Here is an 18455-nt window from a genome sequence, read left to right as displayed (position 1 = left end):
GCGTCCTTCCTCAAAGCCCAGTCGGTGCGTTCGGTGCGGGCGGCCGTCAATGCGCGGCCGTGCGCAGCTGACGCAGCTGCTGCAGTGTGGTGCCGAGGGTGGGAACCGTCAGTGAAAGCGGCATCGCCGCCAGCTCGCGCAGGCTCGCGAGCTGTTTGTCCTGCGTGGGCGAAGGCGCGGACAAGCGCTGCACCCATTGCTCGGCGCGCTTGAGCGCGATCTTGTAGCCGTCGGCGTCGTGGCGTTCGGCCGCCGCGCGCGCGAGCGAGATTTCCAGTTGCAGGCCGGCCAGCGCGGCGGCGCGGTCGGCCGGATGCGAGGCGACCGTGCGGTTGACCGGCTGGGTTTCGATCAGCGTGCCGAACGCGCGCCGCCACCACGGCGCCGGTTCGGCGACGGCGGGCTTGGCGGTGTCCTGCGGCAGGCTCAGCGACTGCGCCAGCGCGTCGAGCTTGGCCATCGCCTGCATGCGCGGTTCGATCCCCAGTTCCTTGAGCGCGGCGGTTTCCTGCAGCAGGGTTTGGCGCAGGCTCAGGTAGGCCGGGTCGTCGATGCCGTCGAGCACGCCGCCGGCCAGGATGTAGGCGCGGCGCGCGCCTTCCAGGTCGCCGGCGATCTGCAGGCGCTGCTGGCCCAGGGTCAGTAGCAGTTCGGTCTCGTCCAGGCGCATGGCCTGGGCGCCGTGGCGGTTGGGGTCGGCGAGCTTGGACACGCTGTCTTCGATCAGCGCCGCGCGCTGGCCGATGCCGTGCAGTTCGTCGCGCAGCACCCGGTTGGTGCTGTCGGCCTGGACGATGCGGCGGTTCTGCGCGTCCTGGTTGGTGCGCAGGCCGTCGACGCGCTGCTCAAGCGCGTCCAGGCGCTGCGCGCCGTCGGCCGCGGCCTCGCGTTCGGTCACTTCGCGCTGCTGCCACTGGCGCCAGCCGTACCAGCCGCCGGCGCCGATCAGCGCCAGCACGACCAGCCACAGCCAGACGGACGAACCGCGGCGCGCGGCCGCGGCGGTAGAGGGAGGGATGGACACGGAATCGGTGGGGTCGCTCATGACCCGGCCATGCTACCGGATGAACGGATCAAGACAGCCTTGACGCCGCCGCGGCGGGGCGCGGCCGGGCGTCCGGCGCGGACCGGCGGCGCGGGCTGGCGGGCGGTGCGCTGGCGGGCGCGGATCGGGCCGGTGCGGATGCGGCGCGCTGGCGCGACCGAGTCGTCTGCGTTCGTTCGATCCGCCGCGGTCCGATCCGCTCGACGGGAGCGGTTCGAATCGGTCCGGCTCGGAAAGGTCCTGCTTGAAACGGTCCGGGTTGATCGCTCCGGTCCGATCCGCGCGGCTCAATCCGCCCCGTTCTCGTCCCCGGCCAACGGCGCCAACAGTTCGCGCGCGCCCGGCCCGGCGGCGACTTCGACCTCGCCGAAGCCGGCCTCGCGCGCCAGTTGCGCCAGCCGCTCGCTGGCCGCGCTGACCCGCGCCTGGCGCAGCCGCGCGGCGGCCTGCGCCGGCAATTGTTCGAGCACGCGCTGCAAGGCCTCGCCGCTGGACAAGGCCAGCAGCAGCGGCGCATGCGCCGCAGTCAGGCGCGCGATCATGAATCGGTCCAGCGGCGCCGGTTCGCGCTGGTAGATATCGGCGCGGCGCACCTGCGCGCCGCGCGTAGTCAGCGTCGGCGCGATGACGCCGCGTCCGCCCGGCGCAGTCAGCAAGCCGACCGACTCGCCTGCGTCGAATCGTTCCAGGCCGGGCAGGGCGAGCAGGCCTTCGCTGTCCATGCGCTCGGGCCAGCGCACATCGACGATGCCGAAATCGGCCAGCGCCTGTGCGCTGCCGGCGCCGACCGCGTACCAGACCTGACCCGCGCGCTGCAGCGGCTGCGGCAACGCCGGCACTGCCTCGCGCGCATCGGCCGCGCACAGATCGCGCAGCGCGCGCACCGCGTTGGGACTGGTGACGACGATGCGCGTGGCGCGCAAGGCCTCGGCCAACGCAGCGCGCGTGACGGCGCGGTTGTCGCTGCGGATCGACCACGGCGACAGCTCGATCAATGCGCTGCCGTATTGCGCTGCGATACAGCGTAGCGACTCGTGTTCGTCACTAGGACGTAACGAGATCACGTACCATCGCGGCGGTGTCGTCGGCTCGCGGCTCATGCAGTCAGCTTCGCACAGCGCCGCGCGCAACGGCAGCCGCCGTGCGTCGCAGCGCCGCATCGCGCCATTGGTTTCCGGTTTGTCGTTTCGTTCCTGTAGATACGTTCCCGTACGCACCCGCTCCCGCACGATCGCTTCCGCACGCATCCTTCCCTTACGCACCGCGCTTCCGACGCTGATGACTTTCGACGCCGCTCTGCAACGCTTGCACTCTCACTACCAGTCCATGCCGCCGGTCGCGGCGATGAACGTCGGTATCACCGGCTACGACGGCAAGCGCCTGCGCCTGCGCGCGCCGCTCGCCCACCACGTCAACGACAAGGGCTGCGCGTTCGGCGGCAGTCTCGCGTCGGTGATGACCCTGGCCTCGTGGGGCCTGGTCTCGCTGGGGCTGGAAATCGCCGACCTGCGCGCGGAGGTGTTCGTCGCCGACAGCCAGATCCGCTACCTGGCGCCGCTGTTCGGCGACCTGGAAGTGCAGGCCGAACTGGCCGCCGACGCCGACTGGAGCCTGTTCGTGCAGACCCTGCGCGGCCGCGGCCGCGCCCGCACCGGCCTGGTCGCGCGCGCGCTGCTGCCCGAGGGCGGGGTCGCGACCGAGTTCACCGCGCGCTACGTCGCGATCCTCAAGGCCTGAGCCGGCCCGCGCCTGACGCGGCGCGGGCGTGCGGGTAGGATGCACGCCACACCGCCACCGAGCCGGAGCCCGCGATGCGCCTGTTGAAGTACCTGCTGCTGACCTGCCTGTGCGCGCTCGCGCTGGCCGGCTGCCAGACCACCGGCACCCAGAACAATCGCCTGTTCGAAATGCAGTACGCCTATTCGGCGGCGATCCGCTGGGGCGATTTCGAGGGCGCGGGCAACCTGATCAAGCCCGAGCTGCGCAAGAAGCTGGCGCCCACGCCGATACAGCTGGAGCGCTTCAAGCAGATCCAGGTGTCCGGCTACACCGACGTCGGCAGCGAAACCGACAAGAAGAAGGGTAGCGCGGTGCGTATCGTCAACATCGGCGTGATCAACCGCCACACCCTGGCCGAGCGCAGCGTGCGCTACGTGGAGGCCTGGGAATGGGATCCGGTGGCCAAGACCTGGTGGCTGATCAGCGGCCTGCCGGATTTCTGGGAAGGCCAGTAAGACAGGAGATAGCGGGTAGGCGATAGGAGATGGCCGCGACGGCTTTTCGCTATCTTCTATCTCCTGTCCGCTATCCCCCTGAAGGGCCCGAAGGGCCCTTTTTTGCGCCCGGGCCCGCCGTGGGCGACAATCGCCGCCCCGTGAGGGCCGTACTGGCCCCGCCCGTGCATGAGCTGACTCCGTGAGTTTCGACGAATTGCTGGCGTTCGCCGGCCGCCACCTGTACCTGTCGCTGGGCCTGGCCGGCTTGACCGTAGCGCTGATCTACACCGAGATCGCGCGCCTGTTCCGCGGCTACAAGGCCCTGCGCCCGGCCGAGCTGACCCAACTGATCAACCGCGACAACGCCCTGGTCATCGACCTGTCGGCCATCGCCGAGTACGAAAAGGGCCACATCCCGAGCAGCCGCTCGGTCCAGCCCAGCCAGTTCGACCCGGAAAGCAAGCTGCTGGCCGGCGCCAAGCAACTGCCGGTGGTGGCGGTGTGCCGCAACGGCCAGGCCTCGGCCGATGCCGCCAAGCGGCTCAAGAAGGCCGGTTTCGAGCAGGTCTATTGGCTCGACGGCGGCATCGCCGCCTGGCAGCAAGCCGAGCTGCCGCTGGTCAAGGGCCGCAACTGAGCCCGCCGGCCGCGCACCGCGGCCGCACCGCGCCTCGTTCGTGACCGGCCCGCGGCGGCCTCGCCGCGGCCGCTGTCGCACCGGCGCCACGCGCGCCGGCCACACTGGCGTCGCAGCGCCCGCGCCGGGGGCCGGGCAATGTGTGAGGCGCGCCGGGATTCCGGCGCGATGCCGCCGCGATCCGGCCCCGGGGCCTTGATCGCGCCGCAATCGCCTCAATCCAGGTTGTTCCGCGGCCGAACCCGCGTCCACGCGTCCGGGCCGTTTGGCCCAGGCGCGCACGTGCGGGCATAATCGGCCTCTTTTCCGAATTTCATCTTGCTGGGGGAGTCACCACGATGTCCGAAGAAAACGTCAACGGCGCTGTCGCGCCGGCCGAAGCCAACGGCCCCGCGTTCACCGTCGAAAAGATCTACGTCAAGGACGTCTCCTTCGAGGTGCCCGGCGCGCCGGCCGTGTTCGCCGAAACCCAGCAGCCGCAGCTGCAGCTGAACCTGTCGCAGAACGTGCAGCGCGTCGGCGACAACGCCTTCGAAGTCGTGCTCGGCGTGACCCTCACCTGCACCGCCGGCGACAAGCCGATGTACCTGGCCGAAGTGAAGCAGGCCGGCGTGTTCGGCCTGATCGGCTTCGACGGCCAGACCCTGGACGCGATGCTCGGCACCCACTGCCCGAACGTGCTGTACCCGTACGCGCGTCAGCTCATCAGCGACCTGATCCAGGCCGGCGGCTTCCCGCCGTTCTTCCTGCAGCCGATCAACTTCGACGCGCTCTACGCCGAAGGCCTGCGTCAGCGCTCGCAGGGCGACAGCCTGGCCGACGCGGAAACCGCCGGCAACGCTTGATCGCTGCTTGATCGTTACGATCCAGGGCAAGGCACCGGAACCCGCGCGCGCATGACTTCGCAGACCACGACTTCCAAGCCGCGCGTGGCGGTGATCGGTGCCGGTTCCTGGGGCACCGCGCTGGCGGCGCTGATCGCACGGCACGGTCATCCGACCGTGCTGTGGGGCCGCGACGGCGACATCGCCGCGGCCATCGACGCGCGCCACGAAAACCCGCGCTACCTGCCGGGCATCGCCCTGCCGGACGCGCTGCGCGCCACCACCGACCTGGCGGCCGCGCTCGCCGGCGCCGACCTGGTGCTGGTGGTGACGCCCTCGCACGCGTTCGCCGAAACCCTGCGCGCGCTGGCCCCGCACCGGCCCGCGCACGCCGGTGTGGCCTGGGCGACCAAGGGCTTCGAACCCGGCAGCGGCCGCTTCCTGCACGAGGTCGCCGAAGAAGTGCTCGGCGCAGGCGTGCCGCTGGCGGTCGTCACCGGCCCCTCGTTCGCCAAGGAAGTCGCGCAAGGCCTGCCGACCGCGCTGACCGTGCATTCCGACGATGCCGACTTCGCCCAGTCGGTCGCCGACGCGCTGCACGGCCCGGCGTTTCGCGCCTATACCGGCGACGACATGCTCGGCGCCGAGCTCGGCGGCGCGATGAAGAACGTGCTCGCGGTGGCCACCGGCGTGGCCGACGGCATGCAGTTGGGCCTCAACGCCCGCGCCGGCCTGATCACCCGCGGCCTCAACGAAATGCTGCGCCTCAACCAGGCCATCGGCGGCCAGCCGGAGACCCTGATGGGCCTGGCCGGCCTCGGCGACCTGGTCCTGACCTGCACCGGCGACCTCTCGCGCAACCGCCGCCTGGGCCTGGCCCTGGGCCGCGGCCAGTCGATCGAGGACGCGGTGCGCGAAATCGGCCAGGTGGTCGAGTCGGTGCAGACCGCCGACGAAGTCATGCGCCAGGCCGAGCGCCACGGCATCGAACTGCCGATCTCCAGCGCCGTGCGCGAAGTGCTGCACGGCCGCATCACCCCGTCCGACGGCCTGCGCCAGCTGCTCGCGCGCGAGCAGAAGCCCGAGTATCCGAACGACCTGTTCGGCTGACGCGCTGCGGCCTGGGCCCGCGTGCGCGCCGGCGGGCTGGCGCGCCGCCTTGACGATGCGTCTGCACCCTCGCCGGATCGCCCCCAGCGGCCGGCCCGTTGCCTGAATGCGTGCGCGGCCGGCAGGTTCCGCCCGTTTTTTTCGTTCAAGCTATCAACCAGCCCCCGCGCCGCCGGCCCGGGCCGCGGGCGCCCCGCCGGCGCGGCGCCGATGCGCCGCCGCGCGGCCGTGTCGCCGGACCGATGGAGCGTCCTATGTGGAAGAGATCGACGGCCCTGCTCGCGTTGTTTCCTTTCGTTGCCGCATGCACAGGAGTGAACATGAAGCCAAGTTACGCCAAATCGGCGGTCGAGCCGGTCGTCGTGCAGAAACTGCAGGGCGATGAATTGAGCGTGCGTTACAGCGTGTTTCCGGAGAGCTCGTACTACTCCGGCGGCATCAACTACGAAAAGGCCGGCGACACGCTGAAGATCGTGATCGACCGCTGCGGCATCAGCGACAAGTGCGCGCCGATGGCCAAGACCGTGATCCCGCTGGACGACAAGTGGCAGGCCGAAGTGCGGCTGCCCTATCACGGCGAGAAGGTCGTGCTGGTCCATGCCGACCAGGAAGAGCAAATCTACCCGTAAGCCATGCGCTAGCCGCGTCGGCGCGATCGATGGAGCGAACGAGCAATGGGCGACCCCGCTAAGACCGTACTGGGAATACACACCAACGCCGGCCCCGGGCCGAACGGCGAACCGGCCGGCTTGACCGACGGCCATGCCTGGATTTCGGTGACCCGCGACGGGAAAACCGAAGTCTATGGCCTGTGGCCCAACGGCCACCCGCGCTTCGCCAACGAGAACCCGCATCCGGAAAGCAACATCCGCAAGGGCATCGAAGTCGGCCGCGGCTTCGAGCCGACCGCGAGCCGCTACATCGAGCTCACGCCCGAGCAAGAGAAAAAACTCGACGCGGCGCTGAAGGAAAAAGTCACCTGGGGCTACACCAACACCTGTGCGTCCTGGGCCAGCGACGTGACCGAGAAAGTCACCGGCCAGCGCATCAGCGCCAGCGAACTGCTCGGCGCCACCGGTACCCCGCGGCAGTTGTACGAAAGCATCAACGAGCTGGAGAAGAAGCAGCCGACCGCGCCGGACAAGGGCGCGCCGCCGGTCAAGCCGGGCGAACACGGCTCCAGTTCGCTGTCCGCCGCCGAGCCGGCCGGGCCGCTGAAGAACGCGCAGGACAACGCGGTGTACCAGGCGATCCGCGACAAGGCGCCGGCCGACGTGCCCGACGCGGCGGTGGCCTATGCGGTGCTCAAGGCCAACCAGGACGCGAAGATCACCCAGCCCGGCGAAGTCGGCGCGGTCGCGGTGCGCGACGAGAAACTGTTCGTCGCCGGGCAGACGCCGGGCTTCGTCGCCGCGGTCGACCTGAAGCAGCCGATTCCGGCGGTGGCCGAAGTCGATACCCAACTGGCCGCGCACCGGCAGGCGCAGACGCCGCAGCAGGCGGTCGCGCAGGAGCAACAGCAGCAGACCTCGCAGGCGTCGTTCTCCAGGGCCTAGGCGCGCACCCGACGCATCGCCGCGTAACGAAGCGCGCAACGAAAAGCCCGGCGCCAGGCCGGGCTTTTCGTTTTTGCGTGCGGCTCGCGCGGACAGGCGCCGTCCGGCGCACGCGAATCGCAGGCAAAAAAAGAGCCCGGCCTTGCGGCCGGGCTCCATCGCGACTTTTCGGGGGAGAGAGAGAATTCGCGATTGTTGCCGGAATCTTTCCGGACGCGTTCTTCTTAGAAGCTGAAACGCGGACCGATGAAGAATTCCTTCTCGCCGCCGTCGATGAACTTGGCGTCGGCGGTGATGCCCCAGTTCTGGTTGAACTTCACCTGGGTGCCCAGACGGGCGTAGAACTTGCTGTCGTACTTGGCGGCCAGGTCGCCGTAGCCGCGGGTGTTGTCGAAGTCCTGGTAACCGGCAAAGGCATAGCCTTCCCAGTTCGGCGCCAGCGAACCGCGCACACCGGCTTCGACGAAGCCGCCCTTGAACTTGTCCGAACCGAAGCCGCCGCCGAAGTCGTACTTGTTCTGCTCGTAGGCGATGCGGGTGACCAGGTCGACGCGCTTGCTCAGCTCGTGGTTGTAGCCCACGCCGACGTTCCAGCGGTCGACGTCCGCGCTCGGCGTACGGAAGGTGTTGCCGCCGAACACGTAGTTGCGCGAATCGGTCTCCTGCTTGCTGTAGCTGCCGAAGACGTGGAAGTTCGGGAGGAACGCGTACGAGCCGGCGATGGTCCAGCCATCGGAGTCGGCGAACTTGTTCTTGGCGTCGATCTTGGCGTAGCCGGCTTCGACGTAGTTGTAGGAAATGCCTTCGGCGGCCGAAGCGGTGAACGGCAGCGCGGCGGCGAGGGTCAGGGCAAGCAATGCACGCTTCATAAAGGTCTCAGCCTCTTATTGGTCTTATTCCGTTTCCACCCGCCTCGGGGTAAGGCGACCGTGTGGATCCGGTGTGCGCAGTATCGTCATCGCGCTTCAATCGCGCCTGAATTTTTCTAAGTTTTTTATAGGAACTAAACGTTCTGTTTACGGTACTTGGATGTCCGGCTAGGCCTGAAGTCATGGTTTTCAAGGGGTTTTCGGCGTTTCGCGCGATGCAGTCTTGCTCGCGGCTGAACATCGCCGCGCACGATCGGCAAACCGTCGCGGCGCAAGAAACGGATGGCGCGGCCCAGTGCGCATCGTCAGCATGACGTTCGTCATCCGCTTGCGCTGCAAGGCGCCCATCCTATGACTACCGATGCGATCGACCGATCCGAAAACGCCGCGCCCGACGCGGCCGATGCGCGCGAACGCCTGCGTCGCCGCATCGACGGCTACGACTGGAACGCGGTCGGCGCCGCGCTCGACGCGCAAGGCTGGGCAAGCCTGCCGGCCTTGCTCAGCGCACGCCAATGCACGGCGCTGGCCGAGGGTTACGACGAGGACGAGCGCTATCGCAGCCGGATCGTGATGCAGCGACATGGTTTCGGCCGTGGCGAATACCGCTATTTCCGCTATCCGTTGCCGGCGATGGTGCAGACGTTGCGCGAGGGCCTGTATCCGCACCTGGCGCCGGTGGCGGCGCGCTGGAGCGCCGCGCTGGCGGAAACCGGCGAGTATCCCGATACGCTCGATGCGTTCCTGGCGCGTTGCCACGCGGCCGGGCAGGTGCGGCCGACGCCGCTGCTGTTGCGCTACGTCGAAGGCGACTACAACTGCCTGCACCAGGACGTTTACGGCGAGCACGTGTTTCCGTTGCAGGCGGCGATCCTGCTGTCGCAGCCGGGCCGCGCGGAGGACGGCGGCGACTTCGAGGGCGGCGAGTTCGTGCTGACCGAGCAGCGCCCGCGCATGCAATCGCGCGCGCAGGTGGTGCCGCTGCGGCAGGGCGATGCGGTGGTGTTCGCGGTGCGTCACCGGCCGCAGCGCGGGGCGCGCGGGTTCTATCGGGTCAACCTTCGCCACGGCGTGAGCGCGTTGCGCGCGGGACGGCGGCATACCTTGGGGGTGATCTTCCACGATGCGCAGTGAGGCGGCGAAGGCCGCGGCATAACGCGGCCGCGGCGTGGCTGCGGCCACTGCGCTGTTGCATCCGCGCATCGCGCCGTGCTGACCGCATCGCCGCGGCGCCGGCGTTGGCTCCTAAGTCGCCGATCCGCGACCGGCGCACCGCATCGCGGCCGCGCCGCAAGGACGCATCGATCACAAGGAGCCCGCCATGCCGCTGTCAGACCAATCTTTCGTGCGCCGCGAACTCGACTTCCCCGGCGCCTTGCGCCAAGGCGCCAGCGGCGCGGCGGTGAAACGCGTGCAGGAGTGGCTGGGCTATCACGGCAACGGCACGCCGGTCGACGGCAAGTTCGGGCCCGGCACCGACCGCGCGCTGCAGGGATTCGCCGCGCGCAAACGCATCGCCTATGCCGACGAAGTCGGGCCGGCGCAGTGGGCGGCGCTGACCGAACCGCTGGCGCGGGTGCTCGGCGCCGGCGCCAATGCGCCGGCGGGCAAGCCGTATCCGCAACTGGTGCGCTGGTTCGCCGAGCAGCATCTGCTCGCCCATCCGATCGAACTGGGTGGCGCCAACCGCGGGCCGTGGGTGCGCTTCTACATGAAGGGCAGCGAGGGCGAGAGCATGCTGTGGTGCGCCGGTTTCGTCAGCACCGTGTTGCGGCAGGCGGCCGAGCACGCCGGGCGCGCGATGCCGATCGCGGGCAGCTTCGGTTGCGACGAACTGGCCGCGCAGGCCAAGGCCGGCGGTCGCTTCCTCGGCGGGCGCGCGGTCGCCGGCGCGTCGCCGGGCTTCGCTGCGCTCGGCGCCTGCGGGGTGTTCCTGGTGCGCAAGAGCGCCAGCGACTGGGTCCACACCGGCTTCGCCTTCGACGGCAACGCCGACAGCTTCCTCAGCATCGAGGGCAATACCGACCACAAGGGCTCGGCCAACGGCTTCGAGGTGGCGCAGCGCGCGCGCAAGACCTCGGTCTGCGATTTCATCCACTTGGGCTGAGCCCGCCCGCCACCGCTCCCGCGCGGGCCCGCCGACGGCGCGCCCGCGAATCTTCCGGACGATTCCTCCTCACGCCGTATTGACGGCCTGCGCCCGCCCGCTTACCTTGTGTCGATAATGAAATGATATATCGTTTCATTTCACACTTTTGAAGCAACCGGGGGCGCAGTGGACACAGGCAGGCGGGGAGGCCGCGCGGCAGCGGCGGCTGGGAATCGAGCACAACGACGCGGTGCGGCCGCGCCTGAGGCCGGGCCGCGCTGGCTCGCCGGCGCGGTCCTGGCCGCGCTGGCGTTGCCGTCCGGCTTCGTCCCGAGCGCGTACGCCCAGAACGGCCCGGCCGCCCCGGCCGAGAGCGCCGGCGGCGCCGCGCCCAAGTTGCTCGACAAGGTCACCGTCGAAGGCACGCCTACCGCATCGCGCGACCGGCCCGCGCCGACCGCTTCGCGCCTGGGCCTGAGCGCGCGAGAGACCCCGGCGGCGCTGGAGACGGTGACCCAGGAGCAGATCCAGGTGCGCGGCCTGCGCGGCAGCGTCGAGGCGCTCAACGCGGCGCCCGGCGTGCTGGCCGGGCAGTTGCCGTCCTCGCCTGGCACGGCCTCGATGCGCGGTTTCAGCGGCGGCGCGATCGCCTTGCTGTACGACGGCGTGCGCCAGAGCGCCGCGCCGCTGGTCACCCGCGACTTCGACAGCTGGAGCTTCGAGCGCATCGAAGTGCTCAAGGGCCCGGCGTCGGTGCTGTACGGCGAAGGCGCGCTGGCCGGCGCGATCAACCTGGTGCCCAAGCGCCCGGACTTCGACGGCCGCGCGTTCGCCGGCCTGATCGGCGTCGGCAGCTTCGGCAGCCAGCGTTATGCGGTCGACTTCAACGAGCCCATCGGCGAGCGCCTGGCGCTGCGCGCGATCGTCAGCCACCGCCGCAGCGACGGTTACGTGGACGACACCGCCAGCGCCGCGACGTCGGCCACCGTGGCGCTGCGTTGGCGGCCGAGCGATGCGGTCGAGGTCGATATCGCGCTGGATCATTTCGAAGACGACTACGACACCGCGTATTGGGGCACGCCGCTGATTCCGGCCGCGCTCGCGCGCGATCCCAGTTCGCTGGTGCGCAGCAGCGATGGCCGCGTGCTCGACCGCTCGCTGCGCCGGCGCAACTACAACGTCGACAACGGCCTGCAGGATTCGCGCGGCGACTGGCTGCGCAGCAAGGTCGGTTGGCAGATCGGCGACGGGCTGCGTTTCTCCAACGAATTCAGCTATTACGACGCCAAGCGGCGCTGGTGGAACTCGGAAACCTACGCCTTCAACGCGCGCAGCGGCCTGCTCGACCGCGGCACCACCCGGATCGAGCACGACCAGCGCTTCTGGGTCGAACGCGCGAGCTTGTCGGCCGACAGCGACTGGGGCGGGCACCGCAACCGCGCCGCGGTCGGCGTGGAGATCAGCAACGGCGATTTCGCGGTGATGCGCCGCTTCGGCACGACCGCGCCGGTCGATCCGTTCGCGCCGCAGCGCGGCCTCGCCGGATTCGCCGACACCGCGGCCAACTTCCCGGGCGCCGGCAACCGCGTCGATTTCGATTCGCGCACGCGGGTGTACTCGCTGTTCGCCGAAGACGCGTTCAACCTCAGCGAGCGCTGGCTGCTGCTGGCCGGCCTGCGCTACGACCGGATCGAACTGGCGCGGCGCATCGAGGACCGCAACACCGGCGCGATCACGCGTTTCGAGCGCAGCTACGAGCCGCTGTCGTGGCGCCTCGGCACCGTCTACGATCTTGCGCCGACGACCCAGTTGTACGCGCAGTACAGCACCGCGGTGGCGCCGGTCGGCAGCTTGCCGCTGCTGTCGCTGGCGAATTCGCGCTTTGAGTTGACCCATGGCCGTTCGGCCGAGGCCGGGATCAAGAGCAGCGTGTGGAACGGCCGCGTCGATCTGGGCGCAAGCGCGTACTGGATCGAGCAGGACGACATCGTCACCCGCGATCCGCGCAACGCCAATCTGTCGGTGCAGGGCGGCACCCAATCCTCGCGCGGCATTGAGCTTACCGCCGCCGCCGCGCTGACCCGCGCGCTGCGGGTCGAGGCGAGCCTGGCCGCGCTGGATGCGCGTTTCGACAAATTGCGCGAAGCCGGCGGCATCGACCGCGCTGGCAACGTGCCGCCGAACGTGCCCGAACGGCTGGCGCAGCTGCGCGCCAGCTATCGCTTCGATGCGCTGCCGCTGACCGTCGGCGCCGGCGCGCGCTACGTCGGCCCGTGGTACGCCGACAACGCCAACCGCCTGCGCGTCGCCGGCCGCACGGTGTGGGACGCCAGCGTCGCTTACCGCTTGCCGTTCGGCGAGATCGCGCTGTACGGCCGCAACCTCGGCGATGCGCTGTACGCCGACTGGACCGGCGGCGCCGCCGACCAGTTCGTGCTCGGCGCGCCGCGCAGCGTCGAGCTGACCTTGAGGGTGAATCTATGAGCTTGCTGCAGACAGCGACCGATGCACTGCGCCTGGACGGCGTGTGCAAGGATTTCGGCGACCGCCACGCGCTGCAATCGCTGTCGCTGGGGATCGCGCCGGGCGAGGTGTACGCGCTGCTGGGCCCCAACGGCGCCGGCAAGACCACCACCTTGAACCTGATCCTGGGCTTCCTGGACGCCGACGGCGGCCGCATCGAAGTCGCCGGCATCGACGTGGCCCGCGACCGTCTCGGCGCGCGCGCCCGGACCGCCTATCTGCCGGAAACGGTGATGCTGCATCCGCAGCTCGACGCGATCGAGAACCTCAGCTATTTCGCTCTGCTCGGCGGCCGCCGCATCGATGGCAAGCAAGCGCGCGATCTGCTGACCCAGGCCGGCCTGCAGGCCGAAGCGCACACCCGCCGCGCCGGCGGTTTCTCCAAGGGCATGCGGCAGAAGGTCGGTCTCGCCATCGCCTTGGCCAAGGACGCGCAGTTGCTGCTGCTGGACGAGCCGACGTCGGGGCTCGATGCCAGCGCCGCCAACGATCTCTCGCACGGCGTGCGCGCGGCTTCGCGGCGCGGCGTGGCGGTGTTGATGGCGACGCACGATCTGTACCGGGTCAAGGACGTGGCGCATCGCCTCGGCATCCTGAGCGCGGGCCGGTTGTTGACCGAGCGCCGCACCGCCGAGCTGTCGGCGTCGCAGATCGAGGCTTTGTATCTGCAAGAGCTGGATGCTGCGGGGGCCGTCGCCGCATGAGCGCCTCGCTGACCGCTTATGAGTGGACTTTGCTGCGCCGCGACCGGCGCGCGTGGTGGGCGCTGTTGGCGCTGGCCGCGTTGGTGCTGCTGGCGTTCTCGTTCGATCTGGCGACGGTGGCCGCCGGCAACGCGGCCAAGACCGAGGCCGCGCGCGCCGAACGCGCGCGCTGGCTGGGGCAGGGCGAGAAGGATCCGCATTCGGCCGCGCACTACAGCATCTTCGCGTTCAAGCCGGCGCCGCCGCTGGCGGCGCTGGACCCGGGCGCGCAGCCCTTCGTCGGCCAGACCGTGTGGCTGGAAGCGCACGTGCAGAACGACATGCTGTACCGGCCGCAGGGTGAGGCATCGGCGCTGCAGCGCGCGGGCCTGGCCAGCCCGGCCAGCCTGTTGATCGCGTTCGCGCCGCTGGTGGCGTTCCTGTTGGCGTTCACCGCGGTGGCGATGGATCGCGAGCGCGGCACCTTGCGTCTGGCGCTGGGCGCGGCGCTGCGGCCGCGCGCGATCGTCGCGGCCAAGACATCGGCGATCTGGTCGGCGCTGTTGTTGGCGCTGCTGGCGCCGGTGACCGTCGCCGCGGCCGTCGCCAGCGCGGCGCTGGGCGCCTTGAGCGCGGACGTGGCGCTGCGGCTGGCGCTGTGGGCGGCGGCGATGGCGGCCTACCTGGGCGTGCTCAGCGCATTGGGCGTGGCGGTGTCGCTGCTGACGCGCAGCGTGCGCGGCGCGCTGGCGGTGCTGTTCGGCTTGTGGATCGTGCTGGCGCTGGCATTGCCGCGTTGGGCCAGCAGCGCGGTCGACGCGGCGCTGCCGCTGCCGTCGAGCCAACAGATCAAGCAGCAACTGCAAGACGAGGCGCCCTCGTTCTGGACCGCCGAGGAAGCCAAGAAGCACCGCGAAACCTTGCTCGCGCGCTACGGCGCCAAGGACGCGAAGGACTTGAGCGTGGACGCGCGCGGCGCCGAGCTCGACCTGAGCGAGCGCCATTCGCACGAAGTCTTCGACCGCGTGCTCGGCGGCTTCTACGACCGCGTCGCCGCGCAGGACCGCGCCTTCGCCGCCTGGGGCTGGCTGAGCCCGGCGACGGCGATGCAGAGCCTGTCGCCGATGCTGGCCGGCAGCGATTTCGGCCACCACCGCCGCTTCATCGACGCCGCCGAGCGCTATCGGCGCGCGTTGGTCAACCGCATGAACGAGGACGTGATGGCGCATCCGCTCAACGGCGCGCAGCCGCGGCATACCAACAACGAATCGCTGTGGGCGCAGATTCCGCAGTTCGAAGCGCCGGCGCCCGCCTTGGCCGCGAACTGGCGCAACGCCGCGCCGGCGCTGTTCGGCCTGCTCGGCTGGAGCGCCTTGGCTGCCGGCTTGTTGGCGCTGGCAGCGCGCAGGTTGCGGCCATGAGCGCGCCCGCAGGATACGCCGGCGCGCTCGCGCTGCCGGAAGCGCGCAGCGCCGGCTTCGCCGAGCTGTTGCGCTGGGAACTGCGCCACATCGGCCGCAGCCGCTTGCTGTGGACGGTGCTGGGCCTGTTGTTCGTGGCGATGCTGTGGGGCGCGCACAGCGGCGCGGTGCTGCATCGCGGCCAGGACCGCGCGATCGAACGCAGCCGCGCCAGCGATCTGGCCTGGACCCAGCAAATTCTCGAACGCGCCCGCCGCTACGCCGAGCCCGCGGCCGAGCCGGTGCCGTACTGGCAAGACCCGACCGACATCGCCGGTTTCAGCCGCTATTTCCTGCGCGCCCACAGCTACAAGCCGAACCTGCCGTTGTCGGCGCTGGCGGTCGGCGGCAGCGACCTGACGCCCACGCGCCTGCCGGTGAAGCTGGAAACGCCGTTCGGGGTGGAGCCGGCCTACGACTTCGAAAACCCGCGCGCGCTCGGCCTGGGCCGTTTCGATCTGGGCTTCGTGCTGGTGTATCTGCTGCCGGTGGCGGTGATCGTGCTGATCGGCCTGCTCGCCACGTTCGAACGCGATCACGGAATGCTGCGGCTGATCGCCGCGCAGCGGGTCGGCCCACGCGCGTGGCTGGGCGCGCGCATCGCCGCGATCTTCGCCTGGTTGGCGCCGCCGGCGCTGCTGGGCCTGGCGATATCGTTGTTCTCGGCCGGCGCCGACCTGGGCGCGGCCGTTCCCGAGTTGATCGCGTCGGCGGCACTGGTGGTGGCCTACCTGGCGTTCTGGGCCGCGCTGGGATTCGTCGTGGTGTCCGCGTGGCCCGGCGCCGCCGGCGCGATCAGCCTGATGAGCGCGGTGTGGGCGGTGCTGGCGATCGGACTGCCGTTGCTCGGCAGCGGCGTCGCCGCGCGGCTGGGCGACGCGCCCACGCCGATCGCCTATGTCGATGCGCAGCGCCGCGCCAACGACGCCATCGCCGGCGAGCGCGATGCGTTGCTGACGCGCGACTTCCGCGCCCGCGCCGATCTGTCGGCTGCGCTCGACAAGATCGCCGGCCTCGACTACGCCACCCGCCTGAGTTTCCTCGCGCCGGAACTGGAACGCCGCCTGCAGCCGCTGCGCGATCGCCAGGAATCAGCGCGCAGCGTGCGCGAGCGCTGGTCGCAGTGGGCCGGCTTCGTCGCGCCGCCGCTAGGCATGGAGCAGGCGCTGGCGCGATTGGCCGGCACCGACGCCGAGCGCCACCGCCGCTTCGAACATCAGACCGCGGCCTATCAGCGCCAGCTGCGCGATTGGTTCTATCCGCGCATCCAGCGCCAGATCGCCGCGCCGACGCCGCGCCCGCGCGCCGACAGCTATGGGCGCATGAACTTCTTCGAGTTCGACGCGATTCCGGCCTACGCCTGGAACGAAGCGCCGGCGTGGTCGCGGGTGACCGGCGCGCTGCCGACGGCGCTGTGGCTGGCGCTGCTGGCGGCGGCGTTGGGCGGGTGGGCGCTGCGGCGCCTGCGGCAATGGCCGGCGGAGCTGTGAGCATGCGCGCGAACGCATCCGCATACCGCCTGGGCGCGGCCCTACTGCTGTACGCGGCGGCCGCGCCGGCGCAGCGCGTCGGCGACAACGCGGTGACCGCGGCCGAGGACGCGTTCGGCGCGACGCTCGGCAACGAGACCATCGGCCTGTACAGCGCCAAGCAGGTGCGCGGCTTCTCGCCGGTGGACGCCGGCAACGTGCGCATGGACGGCGTCTATTTCGACCGCCAGGGCACGGTGCCGCCGGCGCTGGTGGAAGGCTCGACGATCCGGGTCGGCCCGTCGGCGCTGAACTATCCGTTCCCGGCGCCGACCGGCATCGTCGATTACCGCTTGAAGAAAGCCGGCGACGAGCGCGTGCTCAGCGTGCTCGGCGCGCTCAACGCCTATGGCGCGCCGGCGCTGGAGTTGGACGCGCGCCTGCCGCTCATCGAAGGCCGACTGGGCATTGCCGCCAGCCTGGCGCTGGCGCGCGAGGAGTATTACGACGGCGCCGACGCGCGCTACGTGCGCGCCGGCTTCGTGCCGCGCTGGCGGCCGAGCGAGAACGTCGAGATCCTGCCGTTCTGGAGCATCTCGCGCGGCCGCGACGAGGAAGTGGCGCCGACCATCCTCACTGCCGGTCCTTACCGGCCGCCGAAGATCGAGCGTCGCCGCCACTTCGGCCAGAGCTGGAGCGACAACGAATACGACAGCCGCAATTTCGGCGTGCTGGCCAAGGCGCGCATCGGCGCGGACTGGGCCTTCGCCGGCGGCGTGGTGCGTTCGATCAACAACCAGCCGCAGGGTTTCGCCGAGCTGTTCACCGACACCACGCGCGAGGGGCTGACCCGCGAGCGCGTGGTCGCCGACCCGCGTCAGCGTTACGCCTCCACCAGCGGCGAGCTGCGGCTGAGCCGCAGTTTCCGCGAAGGCCCGCGTCTGCACGTGCTGCACGCGGCGGTGCGCGGGCGCGGCGTGGACAGCGAATACGGCGGCTCGGCGCCGGCGATCGATTACGGCTGGCGGCCGCTGGGCGAACCGCGGCCGCAGCCGCGGCCGGAGGCGTTCGAGTTCGGCGAACGCACCCACGACCGGGTCGAACAATGGACCGCAGGACTGGCTTACGAAGGCCGTTGGCGCGAGGTCGGCGAGTGGAACCTCGGCATCCAGCGCAGCCAGTACCGCAAGCGCATCCTGCAACCCGGCGCGGCGCCGGCGCTGAGCCGCGACGATCCGTGGCTGCCCAGCGCCAGCGTGTCGCTGCAGCTGAGCCCGCGTCTGGCGCTGTACGCCGGCCACACGCGCGGACTGGAAGAGAGCGGCATCGCGCCGGACGACGCGGCCAACCGCAACCAGGCGCTGCCGGCGATCCGCACCCGCCAGACCGATGCGGGGCTGCGTTGGAAGCTCGGCGACGATCTGAAACTGGTAGCCGGCGCGTTCGACGTGCGCAAGCCGTATTTCGCCACCGACGAGAACAACGTGTTCGGGCCGCTGGCCGAGGTGCGCCATCGCGGCGTCGAGCTGAGCCTGAGCGGCAAGCCCGCCGACAACTGGACCTTGGTGGCCGGCGCGGTGCTGATGCGGCCGCGGGTCAACGGCGAAGCGGTGCGGCTGGGCCGGGTCGGCGACCGGCCGATCGGCCAGACCGAGCAGATGCTGCGCGCCGATGTCGAGTATCGCCCGCCGATGCTGCCGGGCTGGTCGTTCGACGCCTCGATGAGCCGCTACGGCGAGCGCGTGGCCTCGCGCGACGGCCGCAACGTGGTGCCGGCCTATGCGCTGGTCGATGTGGGCGCGCGCTACCGCTTCCGCCTCGGCGATGCACCGGCGAGCTTGCGCCTGCTGGTGGCGAACGTCGGCGACACCTTCACCTGGAACATCTACGGCAACAACAGTTTCGGCCTCATCGACGGGCGCCGCTACGTGGCGCAGCTGACGGTGGATTTCGACGGTTGATCGTCGCGCTCGG

Annotated in this window: 17 protein-coding genes; 14 read left to right on the top strand and 3 right to left on the bottom strand. The window is 70.4% G+C overall.

The genetic code is table 11. The features are described from left to right. Window positions 1–46 precede the first annotated feature (46 nt). Window positions 47–1045, bottom strand: a complete 999-nt coding sequence (locus BLU84_RS20660) for a uroporphyrinogen-III C-methyltransferase (RefSeq protein WP_074871620.1) — start codon at window positions 1043–1045, stop codon at window positions 47–49. Between the two features lie 287 nt (window positions 1046–1332). Beyond that, window positions 1333–2040, bottom strand: a complete 708-nt coding sequence (locus BLU84_RS20655) for a uroporphyrinogen-III synthase (protein ID WP_233431193.1) — start codon at window positions 2038–2040, stop codon at window positions 1333–1335. 283 nt (window positions 2041–2323) lie between these two features. Here BLU84_RS20655 and BLU84_RS20650 point away from each other — a divergent pair, with 283 nt between their 5' ends. The 7 genes from BLU84_RS20650 to BLU84_RS20620 all read left to right on the top strand — a co-directional run bounded on the left by BLU84_RS20650 (window position 2324) and on the right by BLU84_RS20620 (window position 7388). After that, entirely contained in the window at window positions 2324–2782 is a 459-nt protein-coding gene (locus BLU84_RS20650; protein WP_074871617.1) for a YiiD C-terminal domain-containing protein, read from the top strand. Window positions 2783–2856: 74 nt separating this feature from the next. Beyond that, window positions 2857–3279 carry a hypothetical protein gene (locus tag BLU84_RS20645; protein WP_074871615.1) on the top strand — a complete coding sequence of 141 codons (423 nt, stop codon included), beginning with the start codon at window positions 2857–2859 and terminating at the stop codon, window positions 3277–3279. A 181-nt stretch (window positions 3280–3460) separates the two neighbouring features. Beyond that, on the top strand, window positions 3461–3898 hold the full coding sequence (locus BLU84_RS20640) for a rhodanese-like domain-containing protein (protein WP_074871614.1): 438 nt from the start codon (window positions 3461–3463) through the stop codon (window positions 3896–3898). Window positions 3899–4236: 338 nt separating this feature from the next. Continuing rightward, window positions 4237–4743, top strand: coding sequence for a protein-export chaperone SecB (gene secB, locus BLU84_RS20635; RefSeq protein ID WP_074871611.1), 507 nt, complete (start codon window positions 4237–4239; stop codon window positions 4741–4743). A 51-nt stretch (window positions 4744–4794) separates the two neighbouring features. Further along, window positions 4795–5832: an NAD(P)H-dependent glycerol-3-phosphate dehydrogenase gene (locus BLU84_RS20630; protein WP_074871608.1), complete on the top strand. Its 1038-nt coding sequence runs from the start codon at window positions 4795–4797 to the stop codon at window positions 5830–5832. 320 nt (window positions 5833–6152) lie between these two features. Then, window positions 6153–6461, top strand: coding sequence for a hypothetical protein (locus BLU84_RS20625; protein WP_074871606.1), 309 nt, complete (start codon window positions 6153–6155; stop codon window positions 6459–6461). A gap of 45 nt (window positions 6462–6506) precedes the next feature. Next, complete coding sequence (locus tag BLU84_RS20620) at window positions 6507–7388, top strand: hypothetical protein (RefSeq protein WP_074871604.1); 882 nt, start codon at window positions 6507–6509, stop codon at window positions 7386–7388. A gap of 224 nt (window positions 7389–7612) precedes the next feature. Here the strand turns inward: BLU84_RS20620 and BLU84_RS20615 are convergent, their stop codons facing one another. Further along, window positions 7613–8257: a porin gene (locus BLU84_RS20615; RefSeq protein ID WP_074871601.1), complete on the bottom strand. Its 645-nt coding sequence runs from the start codon at window positions 8255–8257 to the stop codon at window positions 7613–7615. Window positions 8258–8608: 351 nt separating this feature from the next. Here BLU84_RS20615 and BLU84_RS20610 point away from each other — a divergent pair, with 351 nt between their 5' ends. The 7 genes from BLU84_RS20610 (at window position 8609) to BLU84_RS20580 (ending at window position 18442) form a co-directional block, all read left to right on the top strand. Then, window positions 8609–9391: a 2OG-Fe(II) oxygenase gene (locus BLU84_RS20610; protein ID WP_083382959.1), complete on the top strand. Its 783-nt coding sequence runs from the start codon at window positions 8609–8611 to the stop codon at window positions 9389–9391. A 187-nt stretch (window positions 9392–9578) separates the two neighbouring features. After that, window positions 9579–10364, top strand: a complete 786-nt coding sequence (locus BLU84_RS20605) for a peptidoglycan-binding domain-containing protein (RefSeq protein WP_083382957.1) — start codon at window positions 9579–9581, stop codon at window positions 10362–10364. A gap of 294 nt (window positions 10365–10658) precedes the next feature. Beyond that, window positions 10659–12830 (top strand): TonB-dependent receptor, encoded by a 2172-nt coding sequence (locus tag BLU84_RS20600; RefSeq protein WP_170849212.1) that lies wholly within the window; start codon window positions 10659–10661, stop codon window positions 12828–12830. Then, window positions 12827–13573, top strand: coding sequence for an ABC transporter ATP-binding protein (locus BLU84_RS20595; RefSeq protein WP_074871596.1), 747 nt, complete (start codon window positions 12827–12829; stop codon window positions 13571–13573). Before BLU84_RS20600 ends, BLU84_RS20595 begins: the two co-directional genes overlap by 4 nt. Further along, window positions 13570–14973 (top strand): DUF3526 domain-containing protein, encoded by a 1404-nt coding sequence (locus BLU84_RS20590; protein ID WP_074871593.1) that lies wholly within the window; start codon window positions 13570–13572, stop codon window positions 14971–14973. The genes BLU84_RS20595 and BLU84_RS20590 overlap by 4 nt, the downstream gene beginning before the upstream one ends. Continuing rightward, window positions 14970–16502, top strand: a complete 1533-nt coding sequence (locus BLU84_RS20585) for a DUF3526 domain-containing protein (protein ID WP_074871590.1) — start codon at window positions 14970–14972, stop codon at window positions 16500–16502. Before BLU84_RS20590 ends, BLU84_RS20585 begins: the two co-directional genes overlap by 4 nt. Before the next feature lie 2 nt (window positions 16503–16504). After that, window positions 16505–18442 carry a TonB-dependent receptor domain-containing protein gene (locus BLU84_RS20580; RefSeq protein WP_083382954.1) on the top strand — a complete coding sequence of 646 codons (1938 nt, stop codon included), beginning with the start codon at window positions 16505–16507 and terminating at the stop codon, window positions 18440–18442. Window positions 18443–18455 lie beyond the last annotated feature (13 nt).

Source organism: Lysobacter enzymogenes (assembly GCF_900106525.1).
Classification (GTDB): Bacteria; Pseudomonadota; Gammaproteobacteria; order Xanthomonadales; family Xanthomonadaceae; genus Lysobacter; species Lysobacter enzymogenes.
Note: the sequence above shows the minus strand (reverse complement) of the source record. Positions and strands in the feature narration are given on the sequence as shown.